Origin of the sequence: Sphingobacterium sp. UBA5670 (assembly GCF_002420705.1) — a bacterium.
In the GTDB taxonomy this organism is placed as follows: domain Bacteria; phylum Bacteroidota; class Bacteroidia; order Sphingobacteriales; family Sphingobacteriaceae; genus Sphingobacterium.
Genome location: NZ_DIIM01000011.1, coordinates 39,734 through 58,474, shown reverse-complemented (window position 1 = coordinate 58,474; position 18,741 = coordinate 39,734). Strand labels below are relative to the sequence as shown.

The window sequence follows — 18,741 nt, the reverse complement described above, 5'->3', positions numbered from 1 at the left end:
TCTTATAACATCTCAATTATTAACACATTAAAACCAAACGAATTTAATGAAATTTTCAACAACTCCGTTCATGAGAAAGGAGAGGGATTTTCATGAAGGTTTATTGGGCGTTAACATGACGCCTAATAAAAGCCTTAAAAGTGAAAAACAAAAACCTTTTTTTGCGCGACCATTACCTAGATCTCTTATGAGGGTCAACTTAATCACTTTATTGATCGGCCTAGGGCTATCCCAAGTGGATGCTCATACCTATGCACAGCAAATTACGCTTAAAAAGCATAATGCAAGTCTTCAAGTTATTTTAAAAGATCTTGAGAAACAAAGTGGATATACTTTCTTCTACAAAAAGAATGAAATATCTGCCAATAAAGACATTTCTATAGATGTAAAAAACCAGCCGTTTTCACAGGTTTTAAACATTATATTAGGGAATGCAGATTTTACTTACGATTTCTTTGACAAAACAATTGTCATTAAGAAAAAGACTGAACCACATCGTGAAGAACCAAGCAGGATTATCAGCAAGCCAATCATCAATAAAAGTTTAGACATACAGCAAGAAACCCAAGTTACAGGTTCTGTCAGTGATACCTTAGGCAGAAAACTTACGGGCGTCAGTGTGAGTGTCAAGGGGAAATCAGGTTTAGGTACAGCGACCGATATCAATGGCGCTTTTGTGCTAAAGGTACCTGCTAATGCAACAATGGTCTTTACAATGGTTGGATATGACCCACAAGAAGTCGTCGTTAATGGCAAATCAAAATTCGATATCATATTAAAAGAATCGGCATCAAGTTCAATCGATGAGGTCGTTGTTACAGCATTTGGCCAACGCGCCAAGAAGAGCGACCTTATTGGTTCCGTTTCATCACTTAGCCCTAAAGAATTACGCGCCCCAGTAAGTAACCTTACCGCTGCTTTACAGGGCAAAGTAGCTGGTGTCGTCTCATTTCAACGTAGTGGAGAGCCAGGAGGCGACAATGCTGATTTCTTCATCAGAGGCGTAGGTACTTTTGGAACGAATAATAAACCATTGATTCTTGTCGACAATATGGAGGTCACAGCGGATGACTTGGCACGTATCCCAGTTGATGACATCGAAAACTTTTCGATCTTACGTGACGCCACCGCATCAGCCGTATATGGCTCTCGTGGAGCAAACGGAGTTGTCCTAGTAACAACAAAGATAGGACGTGACGGACCTGCAACGATCAGCTTTAGAGCCGAACAACGTATTTCAACACCTACCCAAACGCTGAAATTTGCTGATCCTGTCACTTGGATGAAAATGTACAATGAGGCTGTTACAACACGTGACCCCTTGGGGGTAGAACCTTATGGGCAATATAAAATTGAACGCACCGCTGCTGGAGATGATCCGATCACCTACCCAGCAGTAGATTGGCTCAATGCCCTTACGAAGAAGACCACAACAACCCAAAACTACAACTTAAGTGTATCTGGCGGTGGACAAATTGCAACTTACAACGTGAGTGGAAATTTCACCAATGACAATGGTCTACTTAAAATGGACGCTTTGAACAACTTTAACAATAACGTTAATTTCAAGGTGATGAACCTGCGGAGCAATATTGGTATCAACTTAACCAAATCAACATTCGCTATGGTTCGCACCGTGGCCAATCTGCAAAATTACAGTGGTCCACCGACAAATGGAGCAGAGGCCTACAATCTTGCACTTCGTGCAAATCCTGTTTTATTTCTTCCTGTATTTCAAGCTGGCCCTAGTCAGTCCTACATCCAGCATCCACTCTTCGGAAATGCCGATAAGGGACAGTATGCCAACCCTTACGCACAGATTATGCGCGGATACTCAGAAAGAAAGCGAAGTGATATTCAGGTACAATTGGAATTAAAACAAGATTTTTCAACAATTCTTCTCGAAGGTCTAAATTATAGAGGACTCTTCAATCTCAGCAGAAACTCTTATTTTGCCCAATCACGCCAATACAACCCGTTTTATTATGAGCCAATAGGAACCGATCCAAAAAACAACTCTTTGCTCTTTCGCGAGATCAATCCTGAAACAGGAACAGAATATCTCGACTTTGTTCCTGGAGAAAGAACTCAATCTGCTGTTTTTTATATGGAGAATCAGCTCTCTTATCAACGGACCTTTAATGAGAAGCATAATGTATTTGGAATGTTGATCAACACCATTCGGGATAATGTCAAAACACCCGTCGACAATAACATTTCCCTAATCAATACACTTCCAAACCGGAATGTGTCCTTATCAGGCAGCTTCACCTATGGTTATGATAATCGTTATCACGCTCAGTTTGCTTTTGGGTATAATGGCTCCGAGAAGTTTTCCGATAAATTTCGTTGGGGATTTTTCCCTTCCTTCGGTTTAGCATGGAATGTCTCCAATGAGCAGTTTTTCGAACCAATTAAGGAGGTTGTCAGTAATTTAAAATTCCGCTTCACTCGTGGTGTTCTCGGGAATGACCAGATACTTGACACTAGATTCTTCTATCTTTCGGATGTCAACCTGAATAGTACAGACTATGGTTATTCCTTTGGATTACCTGCCGAGTCAGGACGTAGAACAGTCAACGGTATTGTGGTCAATCGGTATGCCAACCCTGACATTAGATGGGAAATCTCCAAACAAACCAATTTAGGAATTGATTTAAGTTTATTTAAAGGCGCATTGACGTTTACAGGTGATTTTTATCAGCAAGAACGCGACAATATCGTTCAAGCACGTTCATTATCCTCTATCAATGGATTAACCGCCTCTGTTTTTGCCAATGTCGGGAAATATAAGAGTAAGGGGTTTGACGGAGAACTGGTCTACAATAAGTCTGTTAATAGTGATTTATGGTTTCAAGGCAGAGGAACATTCACTTTTGCAACAGGAGAATATGCATTCTTCGAAGAGCCAGCGTATAAAAACGAGTACCGTCAACGTCAAGGAACTTCCGTCAGCAATCAGTTTGGTTATATAGCTGAGCGATTGTTTATCGATGATAACGAAGTCTATAATAGTCCCGCCCAAGAATTCGGATCAACAGTCCGTGGTGGAGATATCAAATACTTGGACGTTAACCGAGATGGTTTAATCAATGACGACGACCGCATGCCAATTGGCTACCCTACGACTCCAGAAATCAATTATGGGTTTGGTTTAAGCACAGGCTATAAAGGTTTCGACTGCTCGTTCTTTTTTAGCGGAGTTGGAAGAACATCGTTATTTATTAATCCAACAACGAATAATACAAGCAGTCCATTGAGTCGAGGAATTGCTCCTTTCGGTGTTGAAACATCACCCAATGCTGTCTTCCAAGAATGGGCAAATAATTATTGGTCCGAAGACAACAAAAATATCTATGCAGCATGGCCTCGCTTAAGTGTCATGCCAATGGCTAACAATACCGTTCAAAGTACTTTTTGGATGCGTAATGGCAGTCTGCTTCGTTTAAAACAAGTCGAATTAGGCTACACATTCAACAAAAAGCTAACGCAACGATACAAATTCAAAAACCTACGTATTTATGCCAGTGCAACAAATCTATTGCGATTTAGCTCTTTCAAATTATGGGATCCTGAAATGGGTGGCAATGCGCTAAACTATCCACTACAAAGGGTATTTAACATTGGTATCAATGCTAATTTATAAGAAACTATGAAAATGAGATTTAAGAAAAGTATAATCGTGTTAGGGTTGTTAGTAGGTCTTTCGACCTCCTGTAATAAATTTCTGGATGTTGTTCCAGATAATGCACCTGTACTCGATCAAGCATTTGCTATGCGTACAATGGCCGAGCGTTATTTAGTGACCTGTTATAGTCAATTACCACAAAGCTTTACAATGACCAATAACCCTGGCTGGCTCTCTGGTGACGAATTCTGGTTAAACTCCGAATCAACCTATTCGGGGTACTTCAATTGGAGAATCGCTTTGGGCAACCAAAATGGTGACAACCCACTGTTAAATGCTTGGGATGGGAACAATGGAGCAACAAATCTTTGGGTAGGTATCACAAACTGCAATACATTTCTCGACAACATTATGTCGGTACCAGATATGACCGACGAAGAGAAGCAGATGTGGATCTCAGAAGTCAAATTTTTGAAAGCCTACTATCATTTTCTCCTAATGAAACAGTATGGCCCGGTGCCTATCAGAGACAAGAACATCCCAATATATGATAGCCCAGGCTCCTCACAATTGCCCCGGAATAGTGTCGAAGAGTGCTTCAATTATATTGTCAGTATGATTGATGAATCCATCCCCAATTTAATGGATGATGTTACTGCAGTGAACAGTGAAACAGGCCGCATCACAAAAATCGTTGCCAAAGCAATGAAGGCCGAGATATTGGTTTATGCTGCCAGCCCACTTTTCAATGGAAACGTTGGTACCGAAGCTTCCATTACAAACAACGATGGCAAGGAGCTATTCAACCACAGTTATTCGTCCGAGAAATGGCAATTGGCAGCTAAAGCCTGTAAAGATGCTATTGATTTTGCCACCGAACATGGTAAAAAATTACATACCTGGACGCCCACTGGAGGATTTACGCCTCAAGCCAGTACGCAATTTCAAATGAATATTCGGGAGGCCTATAACGAAAACACAGATAATCCAGAAGTATTGTGGTTAGATACGAAATCAACAGCCAATGGAACCATTCAAGGTTATTTTATGCTTCCCCGTTACACAGCCAATGCAACATCCGGAACGTTATTGGGCTTTATGTCTGCGACTTTAAATATTGTGGAGAAATTCTATTCCAACAATGGTTTACCTATTGAGGAAGATATTACTTATCCATATACATCGAGATTCGATTTGATTACAGTTCCCAACACAGATGCTTATAAATACGATTTGGTGGCCGGGAAACAAACAGCCCGAATGAATTTAAATCGAGAAAACCGGTTTTATGGTACCTTAATGTTTGATGCCGGACGTGTCTTTATGTTGCAAGCCGGTTCGGATGCAAATGCCTACAATATTGATCTCAAATATTCAGGATCTTCAGGAAAAGTAGACCCCACACGATTCAATTGGACAGGATATGCTTCAAAAAAACATTATAATTATCGAAGTACTGTTGGTGCAAGTAATGCATATACTGCACGCGTGTTTGGCCATCCCATTATGCGTTTAGCCAATCTTTACCTTTACTATGCAGAAGCACTAAATGAAGCAAATGGCCCCTCAGCAGAGGTATATTCCTACATTGATGCTGTCCGAACGCGCAGTGGTCTTAAAGGTGTAGTAGAATCATGGCAAAATTACTCTTCTGCACCAAATAAACCTGCAACAAAAGATGGACTTCGTGAAATTATCAAACGTGAACGTACAAATGAGTTTGCTTTGGAAGGTGTACGTTTTTGGGATCTTCGCCGTTGGAAAGATGCCGTCAAAGAACTGAACAATCCAATTTTAGGATGGGATATCAACCAATCGTCCGAGGGTTCTTACTATCGGACAACACTATTATATACACGGTCATTTATGGATCGGGATTACTTTTGGCCATTGAGCTTAAATGAAAGAAGACGTAACCCAAATCTTGTCCAAAGTGCAGGATGGTAATTTAAATTACAAATATCGCATCATGAAAAATTTAATAAATAAAACCGCTCCAATCATGCTGGCAATCCTTTTGATGGCTCCTTTACTATGGACAAGTTGCAAGGAAGACATAGGCATTACCGCAGCAAGACAAGGAGAAAAACCGAATATCTTAAAGAACCTTGCCTATGAAGAAGCTCCCGGCGGAGCAAAGATCAGCTACGATTTACCGGCTTCAGCCGACTTACGCTATGTCAAGGCAACCTATACATTGGAGAATGGGAAAGAAATGGTCACTAAGGCCAGCATATACGACAACCAACTTGCTGTGCAAGGATATGCTGCGATAGGTGAACACGAAGTTAAGCTTGTTGCTGTTGCGGTTGGTGATGTGGAGTCTGATCCTGTTACCATTAAAATCAAGACAGGAAAGCCCAATTATATCATTTTAGCCGAATCGTTTAAATCTAATGATTTTTTCTATAGCACATTTGGTGGCGTAAACCTCAAATTTGAAAATAAAGATGCGGCAAATATTATTTTAAGTGTATTCAAATATGGGGAAAATCCAACCACCAAAGAGATCGGCTGGAATGTCTTAAACGAGACCTATACAAAATCCAAAGAAGGGGTTATTCGCGTTCGTGGAGAACAACCGATCGCAACCACCTACGGCATTGTAATACGCGATCAATGGGGTAACGTATCAGACACCATTCGTCGCAATTTAACACCACAAGAAGAATATGAAATCAACAATTTATTAATTTACAACGGCATTACTGCCTATAGCGATATGAATAGAAATGGTGATTACATCAGCAATTACAATGCACAAGGCGGAAGTGCCGAAATGCAAGTATCACTGTTTGATGGAATTGAAGGATCTCCATACTATATCACAAACAAGCAGTGGTGGGGTAAAGCCGCTCCCATCCCATTCCAATTCTCTTTGGATGCACGAAAAAAAGCACAGATAAGTCGGGTCAAACTTTGGGGCCGAAATGACAATTATGGTTTATTATTTCAAGCAACTCATCCAAAAGAATTTGAGCTTTATGGAAGTAATTCTCCAGCACAAGACGGTTCCTGGGACTCCTGGACACTGCTCGGAACTTTTGAGGGTATACGCCCCTCTGGTCTTGCCTTCGGAACGAATGCAAACAGTGAAGACCAGGATTATGCACGTAAAGGAGAAGATTTCGAAGTAAATTGGGATAACCCAAGTGGATTCAAATATTTCCGGATAAAGGTAAACTGCACCTGGAATGGTGTTCGCGAACAGCCTTTAGGGAATGCGCTCACTGTTGCGATATCGGAATTGAAATTATATGGAAAATATGTAGACTGATAAATTATGAAAAAAATATTGAATTATAGCCTATTTGTAGTTGGAAGTATACTCCTAATCTACAGTTGCAAACCGTCAGACTACTATTATGGAGAATACCTAAAAAATGGAGAAATCTACTATCCTGGGCGAGTCGACTCTTTATCCATTATACCTGGTAACCAAAGGGGAATTCTACGTTTTAAAGTAACGACAGACCCTAAAGTGAATAGTGTTAGAGTATATCTAAGGAGCAGTCTCTCTCCTAATGCGGAAGTGAAAAATTATCCAATAGAAGCTAGTGAGCATGGCAAAATTAAACTTATTCCTTTAAATGGGCTCTCGGAAGCAACATATACCGCAAATGTTTTTTCCTTCACAGGGGAAGGGGATAGCTCTAGAACCGTGGCTTCGAGTCAATTTATTTATGGGCAGAGTTACATACGTACCCTCGTAAACCGTTCCTTTTTAAAATTTGATAAATCAAACGCCGGGGAGCATTTCCTAGTATTGGCTCGAGAGAATAACCTCCCCAGACAAGGGACATTTTACCCAATGCAGTTTACGGAAGTCACGTATCTTAATAATGCAGGAGATTCCACGAAAGTTCGTATTACCCCTTATGAAGACTTTGCAAGCCTAAAAAATATAATAAGCCCAAGTACGGTCAAGTACAGAACTGTTTACAAACCAGTGCAAGCTTCTGTCGATTTTTTTTACACTGCATTTACAGAACAGACGTATAGCAAATAATACGAATACCAACAAAATTATAACTATTGCGATGATAAACGGTAAGGCAAATAATAGAGATTTCCTTACATGCATTTTTTGATCCCGTAGATTACAACCGAAAAGGTTAGACAGACACGCTTCTCAAGCAGGTCATAGTCTAACCTTTTTTAACTATCTTTTTTTTAGATACATTTGTGCAATTATTGGAAACTAAAAATGGATAGTACAATTGCACTTTGGCTACAACAAATCGCAGAAGGCGACCGAGCTGCATTCGATGCACTATATAATCATTTTTGGAAAACAATATACCAATATATCTACCCAAAAACTAAAAACACCGAAGCAACGGAAGACATTTTACATGACCTGTTCTTGAGTATCTGGAAAAACCGGAGTAGATTGCAAGAAATCAATAATATTGAATCCTATCTCAAAACTGGCGCACGCTACCTCACCTTCTCCTACTTCAATAAAAATAGCGAACAGCATATGGTGGATATCGATAAAGTAGATATCATCCTCGATGATGCGCCAATCGAAGATCGCTTACATTACCGTTATCTACTCGACCTTATCCAAGACGAAATCCAGAATCTTCCTGAACGCTGCCGAATTATTTTCAATGAAAGCCGTGTCAACCACAAATCCATCAATCAGATAGCCCTTGAATACGGCCTATCTAAAAGTACCGTTGAGAACCAAATAAACAAAGCGCTCAAACGTTTACGACTAGTTACCAAAGACTTCCATACCTTTCTGTCATTTTTTTAATTTTAGCGTAGGTGCTTTCAGTTTTTTCGATGACTATATCTATACAAGGCTAACCAACGACCCGTGAAGTCATCGTGATGTATTCAAGTCAATTGGACAATGAATATCACAGATAATTCCATCATAGCTGAAACAGTCGAAGGCAGTATAAATCTCTTAAAGAGACTGCTTACTAATGAATAAACAGATTTAAATAGATGAAAGTACCTCATACGCTGCAAAAACTAATCAAAAACTATCTATTGGGCTTTGAAAATAAAGCCGATTACGAGACCTTGAAAAAATGGTTTGAAGAAGCCGAGGCAAACAACATGCCTTCTGAAGGCGATATGAGAGCAGGTCAACTTCGTGTCTTCCAGCGTTTAAACAGTAATCAGCTATTTAATGAATCTCCTACATTTAGTCAAAAGTTTCGTTATAGCATTCGTATTGCGGCATCCATCACCATTGCACTTGGTTTTGCCATGGGCTATTACTATTACCAATATGCTATCTTCGACAAAATAAGCCCTAAACAATTAGCGACGATCCGTCCAGCACAGGAAAATGTACAACTTACTTTCGAAGATGGAGAAGTCGTCATACTCAATAAACAAGGCCAAGCTACCCGGGCTATTGAAGGAGTACAGGAAGTCAAAAACGGAGAACTTGTCTATAATGACAATGCAGATCATATCGTCCAAAACATACTTTCAACACCTCGTGGTCAAATATTCAAGATTGTACTGCCCGACGGAACCAAAGTATGGATGAATGCAAATAGCTCCTTGAGCTACCCTTCGAAATTCATAGGCCCAGAACGCTTAGTTGAATTACATGGTGAAGCCTATTTTGAAGTTAGCAAAAATCCTGACCAGCCGTTTATTGTAAAAACAACCGATCAACAAGTCAGAGTTTTGGGTACACATTTCAATATCAATGCCTACGATAATGCTCTTACGACGCAAACAACACTTATTGAAGGCAAAGTTGAAGTACAACATCAGCAGCAGAAAATACTCTTGACGCCCAATCAGCAAGCGAATTATAAAGGTACTGCTCTCAGTAAGAAAAATGTGGATGCCGCCGAGTATATAACCTGGCGCGATGGATATTTCACCTTCCATAATGCCACAGCAAATGAAATCATGCAACAGTTGGCTAGATGGTACGATCTCAATGTACGCCTTGACGACTCCGAAATACACGAACGATTCAGTGGAAAAATCAATAAACAGATGAATTTGCAGGAAATCCTAACCGTTCTGCAATCAGCTGGATTGAATTTCGACATCGTGCAGAATAAAAATCAACAAAAAACAATCCTACTGAAAAACTAAATTATTAATACTAAACTTATTAAACATTAACCTAATGCAAAACAATAGGAAGGCCAAACCTTCGGTCCCATGGGATAACCATGTCCAAATTTCAGCAAACTCGGCCGCCATCACCTGGCCGCAGGCTTTTGTGGAGAGCTGTAATGACACCCCATTACCCTCCGTGTTTAACGGAAAAAACAAACTGCGTTTTCACCTTGTTTCGGCACTTTTGACGATCAGCTTGATGCAGCTCTATGGTACAACAAATGCACAGCGCATCTCTATCAACTCAAACAAATCGTCCGTCAAACAAGTTTTTCAACAACTGGAAAAACAATCTGGCTATAGTTTTTTCTATAAAGACGTTGTACTCGAAAAGATCAAGGATACCGGTGTTAAATTTGAAAACGGAACCTTACAGCAGGCACTGGATGCCATTCTAAAACCGAATGGCCTCGACTATGAAATTGTTAATAAAACTGTAATTATCAAACAGATCTCAAAGCCGATACCAGTGAATAATGTGATGATCAAACATGCGCAAAACTACATCACTGGCAAGATCCTGGATGAAAATAGCAAACCGATTTCTGGCGCGTCTATTCGGCTTAAAAGCGACGAAAAGAAAGGAGTTAAAAGTCAAATAGATGGAAGCTTTAAACTCCCTTTTTCCTCGCTCAATGAAGTTCTAGTTATTTCTTCTGTCGGATATGAAAAAAAAGAAGTTAAAGCGAGTTTGAACAGTGCCGAAATGATCATCCGTCTGAAAGCCGAGAATACTGCTTTGGAAGAAGTTTCAATAGTTTCAACAGGTATCTTTAAAAAAGAAGACAAAAGCTTCACCGGAGCTTCGAGAACCATTTCTGCCAAAGAACTCAGACAATACGGCTCCCGCAATTTGGTAACATCCCTTCGAAATATCGATCCTTCATTTAATATTATCGAAAGCAACTTATTTGGATCTGACCCGAATAGGCTCCCAGAAATTCAGATGCGTGGGAATGCAAGTATCCCAAATGTGAACCAGATCCAAAGTGAAACGAAAACACAATTAAACACTCCGTTGATCGTAATAGATGGATTCCAAACTACATTACAAGCATTAATTGATATCAATGAAAACGATGTTGAATCAATTACATTACTAAAAGATGCTGCTGCAACAGCCTTATATGGCTCGAGAGGTGCAAATGGAGTTATCGTAGTAACAACGAGGATGCCCCGACCAGGAAAACTGCGAGTAACTTTTGGATCAGAGTTAAAAATTGAGATGGCAGATTTAAGCGGATACCATCTCCTTAATGCTAGAGATAAACTGGAACTGGAACGTCAGGCTGGATATTATGATAAAGCAAATGCCTACCAAGATATACCTTCAAAAAACTATTATAATTTTCTACTCAATGAAGTCAATAGCGGTGTGGAAACAGATTGGATGGCAATCCCGCTCAGAACCTCACATGCCTTAAGAAATAACCTTCGGCTTGAAGGAGGTGACCAGCAATTTCGGTATTCCGCAACATTACAAAACAACAATACCGCCGGAGTCATGAAGGGATCCGCACGAAACACCATAAATGGATCGATCACATTATCGTACACCTATAAAAATCTATTGTTCCGAAATTATCTGAATGTCAAGAATGTCAAAAGTCAACAATCTGCTTACGGTTCGTTTTCTGACTATGTCGAACTCAATCCATATTGGCGTCCCTATGACGTAAATGGGAATGTCAATAAAGTATTGGGCGATCCGGGAAATGATGACAATATGTATGTATGGGGTACGCTCCCGACCAATCCCCTATACAATGCGACATTAAAAACATTTGACAAAGGAGAAGAAACAGGTGTAACCAACCAGACGGCTATTGAATGGAAGATTGTAAAAGATTTACTGCTGACAGGTAAATTTAGTTTTACCAAAACAAATATTCAAAATGATGCATTTAAGCCCGCTGAGCATACCGACTTTGCCAACTACACCGGCGATGATGTCTTTAGAAAGGGAAAGTATGCATTCGGAATTTCTAACGGAATGCGGTATGAAGGTGGGTTAAATCTATCTTATAGTACTAAATTTAAAGACAAACATCAGTTTTTTGCCGGAGCCGAGGCAAACATATTGCAGAGTAAATCATCCGACTATGCCTTTGTAGCAGAAGGATTCCCAAATGCTAACCTAGATTTTCCTTCAATGGCTTTACAATATGAAAAAGGAGGGAAACCAGATGGTGCAGAGTACTTCTATCGGACTTTGGGATTCGTTGGGAATGCCAACTACAATTATGACAATCGCTATTTCGTCGATGGTACCTTTCGTTACGACGGATCGTCACAGTTTGGCTCAAACAAAAAGTTTGCACCTTTCTGGTCTGCCGGTATAGGCTGGAACATAGATGAAGAGAAATTTTTCAATAAAGAAGGAAAAATTAATAGATTGAAGCTAAGGGGCTCCGTTGGAACATCCGGTTCAACAAACTTCAACACCTACCAAGCACTCACGACTTATGCTTATTACACAGGCGACCGCTATTATAACTGGGTCGGCTCTTACCTATTGGGCATGGGAAATCCCGATCTCAAATGGCAACAAGTTATGAAATATAACATCGGAACAGACATCGATTTGTTCAATCGATACCTTCTTCTACAGGCAAATTACTATATCGAAAATACCAATGATTTAGTTTCAGCCATTAATACCCCTGCTTCAAACGGATTTAGTTCCTATACTTCAAATGTTGGAAAACTACGCAATAAAGGATTTGAATTCTATGCAACAGTTTTTCTAATGAAAAAACCAGAAGGGGTCACTTGGTCTATCTCAGGAACCGTTTTACATAATAAAAATAAAATCATTGAAACGTCTAAAGCATTAAAAGACGCACAAAAAACCTTACAAGGAAATCAATATAATGCAGAGCAGTTGTATATAGAAGGATATTCGAGTAATGCCATCTGGGTGGTGAAATCGCTCGGGATAGATCCTAGTACAGGAAAAGAACTTTATTTGTCCGCAGATGGATCACCTACTTACACTTGGAATGCTGGTGATGTAACTTCTGTAGGAACTACTGATCCCAAAATATGGGGGAGCCTGAATACCATGGTCCGTTATAAAGGATTAACATTCACTGCAGCGTTGAGTTATAAGCTCGGCGGACAAACCTATAATAAAACACTGGCCGACCGAGTAGAAACCGGTAATTATTCCTTTAATGTTGATCAACGTGTATTTACTGGCCGCTGGCAAAAACCAGGTGATATTGTGCCATTTAAAGGTTTACTTAATACTACACCGACCTATAAAACATCTCGGTTTGTACAAGATGAAAATACCTTTTACGCAAGGAATTTTAATATACAATATGATTTCCGTTATGCGAATTGGGTTAAAAAAATCGGTTTTGAAAACGTGAATGTAGGTTTAAATATATCTGATCCATTTATCTTATCGACTATACGTCAAGAACGAGGAACCAGTTACCCATTCTCCCGTCAATTTACATTGAGTTTAAATGCAACTTTTTAAACATGAAAAAATCTATCTATATAATCTTGCTTGCTACTGCGTTTTATACAGTTTCATGCAACAAATTCTTGGATATCGTACCAAAAACCCAAGTTCCCCAGGATCAACAATTTGATACTGAACAAGGATTTAAAGATGCTTTGACTGGCATCTATATTAACCTAAAAAATGAACGTACATATGGCAAAGAATTAGGTTTTGCTACCATTGAAAATTTAGTATCCAGTTGGGATGTCACAAACAATACACTAGAGCAGCAATTAGGTCTTTACAATTATTCAGACAACAAAGTAATCGACAAATTTAACCAGATTTTTAGCCAACAATACACAACAATAGCACATATAAATGCTATACTTCAACAGATCGATTCGAAAAAATCTGTCTTGAAAACAGACGGTATCTACGAAATCATCAAAGGTGAATGTTTGGGTTTACGTGCATTTGTTCATTTAGATCTCATGCGTTTATACGGACCAATACCACAAAATCCTGCTATCGGAAATGAACTCGCCTATGTTACGGAATTTGGCAGAAATATCAATGCCCATATTTCATTTGACGCTTACAAAGCTCAGCTTTTCAATGATATTAAACAAGCGGAAGACTTGATAAAGCCTGTAGATCCGATGTTAAACTATTCTATGTCAGACATTCGTAATCCCAATGGTTACGGGAGCGCCTTTAAACCAGATGATGATTTTATAGCCTATCGCAACATGCGAATGAACTATTATGCGATAAAAGCATTAGAAGCCAGAGCGAACCTATGGTATGGAGATAACGACAAAGCTTATAACGCAGCGAAAGAAGTCATCGAAGCACGCAACGAAAATGATGTACAAAAATTCCAACTAGCAAGTGGAGTAGACTATACAGCAACAAATTTTATGCTAACCACCGAACAGATTTTTGGGCTCTATGTCTATAATATGGCTACAACATATACAAATAATTTTGGCAATGGACTCTACCGAAAAGGTACAGCGAGTACAACGATTACAAATCAATTATATGGCAATACCGGTACCGATTTTAGGGAAGCTACCTTATGGAACTTACTGACTATGACGAATGGCTCAAAATATAATGTCATTAAAAAGTATTTAACAAATGAGAGCAATGTTACAGTAAATACTGACTATAAGCAAATTCCATTACTTAGAACAAGTGAACTGTATCTAATTTTAGCTGAAACAGCCCCTTTCAATGAAGGTTTAGAATATTTTAAACAATTCAGACTTGCTCGGAATATTGGTTCCCTTGCAATACCACAAGATAAATCGAGTTTAATAGCAGAGATAATTAAAGAATATAGAAAAGAATTTTATGGGGAAGGTCAAGCTTTTTATGCATATAAAAGATTAAGCGTCCCAAAAGCACAAGTACTCTTCGCCCCATCCGCGGCTTTGATTAATTACATACTACCTATGCCAACGGCAGAATCATCTAATTGAAGAACAAAATGAAAAATTATAGATCGGTATTTTTTATACTCACCAGCTTCATGCTAATATTTATCTCTTGTGCAAAAGATCAATATTATATTTTTAATGATGAAGCTAGAATCCAATTTGGCCCACCAATTGTGCCACGAGGAACTATTGTTTCTGAATATCAGGACACATTAAAAGGAGCAACCTTTTATTACGAAAATCCAACGGTAATCAAAGACACAATTTACTTCGACATTTATACCGTAGGTAAGCTATCAAAAACGGATCGTCGCTATAAAATAGAACAGGTAAACCTTCCAAATGTGGATAATGCTATCCCCGGTAAACATTATATAGCATTTGATGATCCTAATTTGACGAGTGCGTATGCTATACCAACAGATTCAGTACATGCTTACGTTCCAATTGTTATCCTACGTGATCCAGAATTAAAACTGAAAACGCTAACTCTTGGATTTCAATTAGTTGAAAACGACAGTTTCAAACTTGGAGAAAAAAGCAAACTTTGGCGTAAACTCCAGCTAACGGACCGGCTAAGTAAACCCAATAATTGGACAGCTTCAGTGTCACAGTATTATTTCGGGGCATACAGTGTCCGCAAGCATCAGTTTATGATCGAGACGACTAACGACCGATGGGACGATAGTTTTTTTACAGAAGTCTTTAATGCAATAGATATAACAAACTATTATAAATCTGTCCTTAGCACAGCATTGATCGACTATAATAATGCTCATCCAGGCAATCCTTTAAAAGATGAAAATGGTGAGTTAATTACCTTTCCAAATTAAAAAAAATGAAAAAGTTTCTCTATTATTTATCAATTGGGTTCATCATCGCGGCTTCCTCCTGCGCTAAAGATAAAAGCAACTACACCTATAGTACAGAAGAATATATTGAAATTAAAGGCATCGAAGATAAGTATACCGCAATTGCATTCCAAGACACCGTCAAGATCGAACCGCAAGTCAGTTCAAACAAGGAAGGAGAGTTAGAATATAGCTGGGGCATATATGAAACCAATGTTCAAGGTCGAACGGCTCCAGTAGATACTATAAATCATACCAAAAATTTAAAATATGCGGTTAAGGAAGATGCGAAAGATTGGGTGCTTGTATTTCTTGCAAAGAATAAAAAAACAGGATATACACAATACAAAACGACAACACTTACGGTGGCGACAGCTTTTACTCGAGGTTGGTATGTATTGAAAGATGATGGTACAAATTCTGATTTAGACCTTTTCTTGACACCCCAAAATGCCACCGTGAATGGAAAAGTCACAAATGCATTAAGTGCTGCAAATGGTTACAAACTCCAAGGAAAAGCAAGTAATTTCAGTTTTACATCATCCTATAAAAGTAACGTCCTTAATCCTGCAACATACGCAAACACACGCACCCTACTGATTACAACAGAAAAAGACGTTCAAGCTGTGGGGGTTAACAATCTAAAAAACCTGCGGGACAAATCGACCATCTTCTTAGGAGGAGATCAGATCATTGAACCTCCTATTGGAGGATTTCTTGGAAATTCTGCCTTATATCTCATCAATAAAGGCCAATTATATAATATCTATTCCAATAGCATAAACAAAGGTCAGTTTGGAAGCAAAGTAAGATTTGATGACAACAATAGTTCTTACAGTCTATCTCCTTTTTTTGTCAGCTCCTCAAATGTAGACCCCATCTTGTTTGATAACAGCAATAGTTCATTTGTTACACTTGTCAATGGATCAGGATCTACCCTGACCACTTACGCAAACGTGGACGGAAACGGAATCCCTACGTCCAAAAATAACCAAACAGCTTTATATTTAGGATTCAAATCGACAGTATATCTACCAGCGCCAGACTATTATTATAAAAGACAAGGATACGCTATTCTAAGGGATAAAACGGATCCAACAGTAAAATCTCTCTGCTTCCTGGAAGCTGACAAAACAAAATTGACCGTCAAAAGTGAAACTTTAAGTCCAAGCTCTCTTTTATATAATGCTACACTATTTACCTTACTGACCGAGGACGAAAATCTTTTATATTTTGTTAATAATAACAGCGTCTATAGCAGAAATCTTAACAATGGATTTGAACAGCTACAATATACTGTACCCGGGGGCGAAGAAGTTACTTTTATCAAACACCTCAAATATGCTGTCTCATCCGAGCCCGATTATAATTTCAATTTCTTTATCATAGGAAGCAAATCTGGTTCAACTTATAAAGTTAGAATGTTTCAGAAAAGTTCAGGGAATCTTGCCGCTGCACCTACACAAACCTTAGAAGGTACAGGCTCTCCAAAATCAATTTTATACATCTCGCCAAGAGTATCCGACAGCAGCTATCCTAGTACCTATTAATAAAAAGAAATCTTGACACCAACATCATTAGCATCAAAACACAAAATATGCATTCCATGTGTACATTATTTTGAATCTGATCCTGTTAGCTATTCGATTTCAGTAGCATTTTAGACACTGATTGCCGGCCTGTATAAAAGGCCGGCCAATCGATCTTATTAACGAGTATTTATTTAGAAAGAGATCTAATTATAAACAATTTATGAGGTATATTCAGACTAAACAAGCCTTTTTATTTGGATTATCAATCTTATCGGGGGTCTACTGCCATGCGCAATCCGGAACTGCCTTTACTAAGAATCTGCTCCAAACTTTCCGGCAGAAAGACACCACCTTAATTGTGGCAGAATTAGCCCCAAACTTCTCCATAGCAGGACACACCGATGCTGGCGCAAAATTTCGGTTAAACCAGATTATCAAAAATTACCCCGTTTCAAAAATTGAGGCAATAACAGAAAAGAAAACAGTAAAGGGAACTATCGTAGGATTGAACCTTACCTCTGGAACGGATAAACACCTTAATACAGAGGCCTTACTCGATCAATCGGGCAAGTTAGTGCGCCTTTCCTTATTTGACCAGCTTTATGGTATGCAACGTATGGAAAAAGCACAACTACGTGCAATAATCCCTTTCGAAAACAAAAATGGATCCATCTATCTCCAGGTCAAAATCAATGGTTACGAAAAACCATTACGCCTACTGTTTGATACAGGTGCGGATGGCATGGCTGTAAATCAGCAATTAGCCGACGCTATTGGACTAAAAGTCACTAGAGAGAATAATGCTTCTGTGGTAGGTGGCAATACCAAAATTCAAGTGTCGGACAATAACAGCATTCTATTAGACACCTTAAAACTAAGCGGGCAGGGCATTGCCATATTCCCTGAAATGGGTAGAGAAGGTGATGGCATCATCGGAAATACATTAATCCGTCAGTTTATTACCCATATTGATTATGACAAAAACTTAATTTCATTATATGATTTTGGAGATTTTCAATATAATGGAAAAGGAGCTACCGTTCCGATTACAATGCCTGCGGGAGTCATGATTCTTCCGGGCCAACTTGAAATTATACAAGGCAAAGCATATACAGGACATTTTGTATTTGATACAGGCGCATCTTATGACCTTATCTGTTTCCGTCCCTTTGTACGCCAAAATAAATTGCTTGTCAGTGGATTTAAGCCAGAAGCTCAGGCGACGACTGTGAGTATGGGGATTTCTTCTCCCACCTTTGCTGGCAGAAGTCACCAATTTGCTATTTCTAACCTGCCCGCTATACAAGAACTACCAATCACCTTAATGGGCGGTAGCTCCGCAAACGAGCAATGGCAACCTGGTTTCGATGGTTCTATCGGAGTCCGCCTACTCAGCAGGTATAATATGACAATCAATCTGGCAGAGAGTGAGGTCCACTTTACTCCTAATAAGCTGCATGCCCATCCTCAGGACTTTCTAATAAAAAACTATCAGTTTGGATGGGACAATACAGGCAAGCTGAAAGCCTTAGGCATTATCGGTGCCTTAGAAACTCCAGATGGTTTAAAAGTAGGAACCTTAATTCAGCGTATTGACAATTACACCGTAGACCAACTGAAGAAAAAACCTATGCTCATCGAAGAAATAAGATTGAAAGCAAAGGAACAGCCCATTGTCATTACAATTACCGACAATAAAAACATTACAATTTAA

11 protein-coding genes are annotated in these 18,741 nt (G+C 39.1%); all 11 read left to right on the top strand.

The features are described 5' to 3' along the window. Positions 1-70: 70 nt before the first annotated feature. On the top strand, positions 71-3,646 hold the full coding sequence (locus B3C94_RS10210; RefSeq protein WP_293902983.1) for a TonB-dependent receptor: 3,576 nt from the start codon (positions 71-73) through the stop codon (positions 3,644-3,646). 12 nt (positions 3,647-3,658) lie between these two features. Then, complete coding sequence (locus tag B3C94_RS10205) at positions 3,659-5,575, top strand: RagB/SusD family nutrient uptake outer membrane protein (protein WP_293902981.1); 1,917 nt, start codon at positions 3,659-3,661, stop codon at positions 5,573-5,575. A gap of 22 nt (positions 5,576-5,597) precedes the next feature. Continuing rightward, positions 5,598-6,905: a DUF5000 domain-containing lipoprotein gene (locus B3C94_RS10200; RefSeq protein ID WP_293902979.1), complete on the top strand. Its 1,308-nt coding sequence runs from the start codon at positions 5,598-5,600 to the stop codon at positions 6,903-6,905. Between the two features lie 6 nt (positions 6,906-6,911). Next, on the top strand, positions 6,912-7,637 hold the full coding sequence (locus B3C94_RS10195; RefSeq protein WP_293902977.1) for a DUF4998 domain-containing protein: 726 nt from the start codon (positions 6,912-6,914) through the stop codon (positions 7,635-7,637). Between the two features lie 198 nt (positions 7,638-7,835). Further along, a complete protein-coding gene (locus B3C94_RS10190) occupies positions 7,836-8,393 on the top strand; it encodes an RNA polymerase sigma factor (protein ID WP_293902975.1) in 558 nt (185 codons plus the stop codon). A gap of 197 nt (positions 8,394-8,590) precedes the next feature. After that, positions 8,591-9,712: a FecR family protein gene (locus B3C94_RS10185; protein ID WP_293902973.1), complete on the top strand. Its 1,122-nt coding sequence runs from the start codon at positions 8,591-8,593 to the stop codon at positions 9,710-9,712. Positions 9,713-9,746: 34 nt separating this feature from the next. Continuing rightward, positions 9,747-13,229: a SusC/RagA family TonB-linked outer membrane protein gene (locus B3C94_RS10180; RefSeq protein ID WP_293902971.1), complete on the top strand. Its 3,483-nt coding sequence runs from the start codon at positions 9,747-9,749 to the stop codon at positions 13,227-13,229. Positions 13,230-13,231: 2 nt separating this feature from the next. Beyond that, positions 13,232-14,686: a RagB/SusD family nutrient uptake outer membrane protein gene (locus tag B3C94_RS10175; RefSeq protein ID WP_293902969.1), complete on the top strand. Its 1,455-nt coding sequence runs from the start codon at positions 13,232-13,234 to the stop codon at positions 14,684-14,686. Between the two features lie 50 nt (positions 14,687-14,736). After that, positions 14,737-15,477: a DUF4843 domain-containing protein gene (locus B3C94_RS10170; RefSeq protein ID WP_293902967.1), complete on the top strand. Its 741-nt coding sequence runs from the start codon at positions 14,737-14,739 to the stop codon at positions 15,475-15,477. Positions 15,478-15,482: 5 nt separating this feature from the next. Further along, positions 15,483-17,045 (top strand): PKD-like family lipoprotein, encoded by a 1,563-nt coding sequence (locus B3C94_RS10165; protein ID WP_293902965.1) that lies wholly within the window; start codon positions 15,483-15,485, stop codon positions 17,043-17,045. Between the two features lie 202 nt (positions 17,046-17,247). Further along, on the top strand, positions 17,248-18,741 hold the full coding sequence (locus tag B3C94_RS10160) for a retropepsin-like aspartic protease (protein ID WP_293902963.1): 1,494 nt from the start codon (positions 17,248-17,250) through the stop codon (positions 18,739-18,741).

Excerpts from the sequence above, each read along its gene's own strand:
- B3C94_RS10160 (WP_293902963.1), top strand. The coding sequence starts at position 17,248 with ATGAGGTATATTCAGACTAAACAAGCCTTTTTATTTGGATTATCAATC.
- B3C94_RS10195 (WP_293902977.1), top strand. The coding sequence starts at position 6,912 with ATGAAAAAAATATTGAATTATAGCCTATTTGTAGTTGGAAGTATACTC.
- B3C94_RS10200 (WP_293902979.1), top strand. The coding sequence starts at position 5,598 with ATGAAAAATTTAATAAATAAAACCGCTCCAATCATGCTGGCAATCCTT.
- B3C94_RS10210 (WP_293902983.1), top strand. The coding sequence starts at position 71 with ATGAGAAAGGAGAGGGATTTTCATGAAGGTTTATTGGGCGTTAACATG.
- B3C94_RS10205 (WP_293902981.1), top strand. The coding sequence starts at position 3,659 with ATGAGATTTAAGAAAAGTATAATCGTGTTAGGGTTGTTAGTAGGTCTT.
- B3C94_RS10185 (WP_293902973.1), top strand. The coding sequence starts at position 8,591 with ATGAAAGTACCTCATACGCTGCAAAAACTAATCAAAAACTATCTATTG.
- B3C94_RS10165 (WP_293902965.1), top strand. The coding sequence starts at position 15,483 with ATGAAAAAGTTTCTCTATTATTTATCAATTGGGTTCATCATCGCGGCT.
- B3C94_RS10180 (WP_293902971.1), top strand. The coding sequence starts at position 9,747 with ATGCAAAACAATAGGAAGGCCAAACCTTCGGTCCCATGGGATAACCAT.
- B3C94_RS10175 (WP_293902969.1), top strand. The coding sequence starts at position 13,232 with ATGAAAAAATCTATCTATATAATCTTGCTTGCTACTGCGTTTTATACA.
- B3C94_RS10170 (WP_293902967.1), top strand. The coding sequence starts at position 14,737 with ATGCTAATATTTATCTCTTGTGCAAAAGATCAATATTATATTTTTAAT.
- B3C94_RS10190 (WP_293902975.1), top strand. The coding sequence starts at position 7,836 with ATGGATAGTACAATTGCACTTTGGCTACAACAAATCGCAGAAGGCGAC.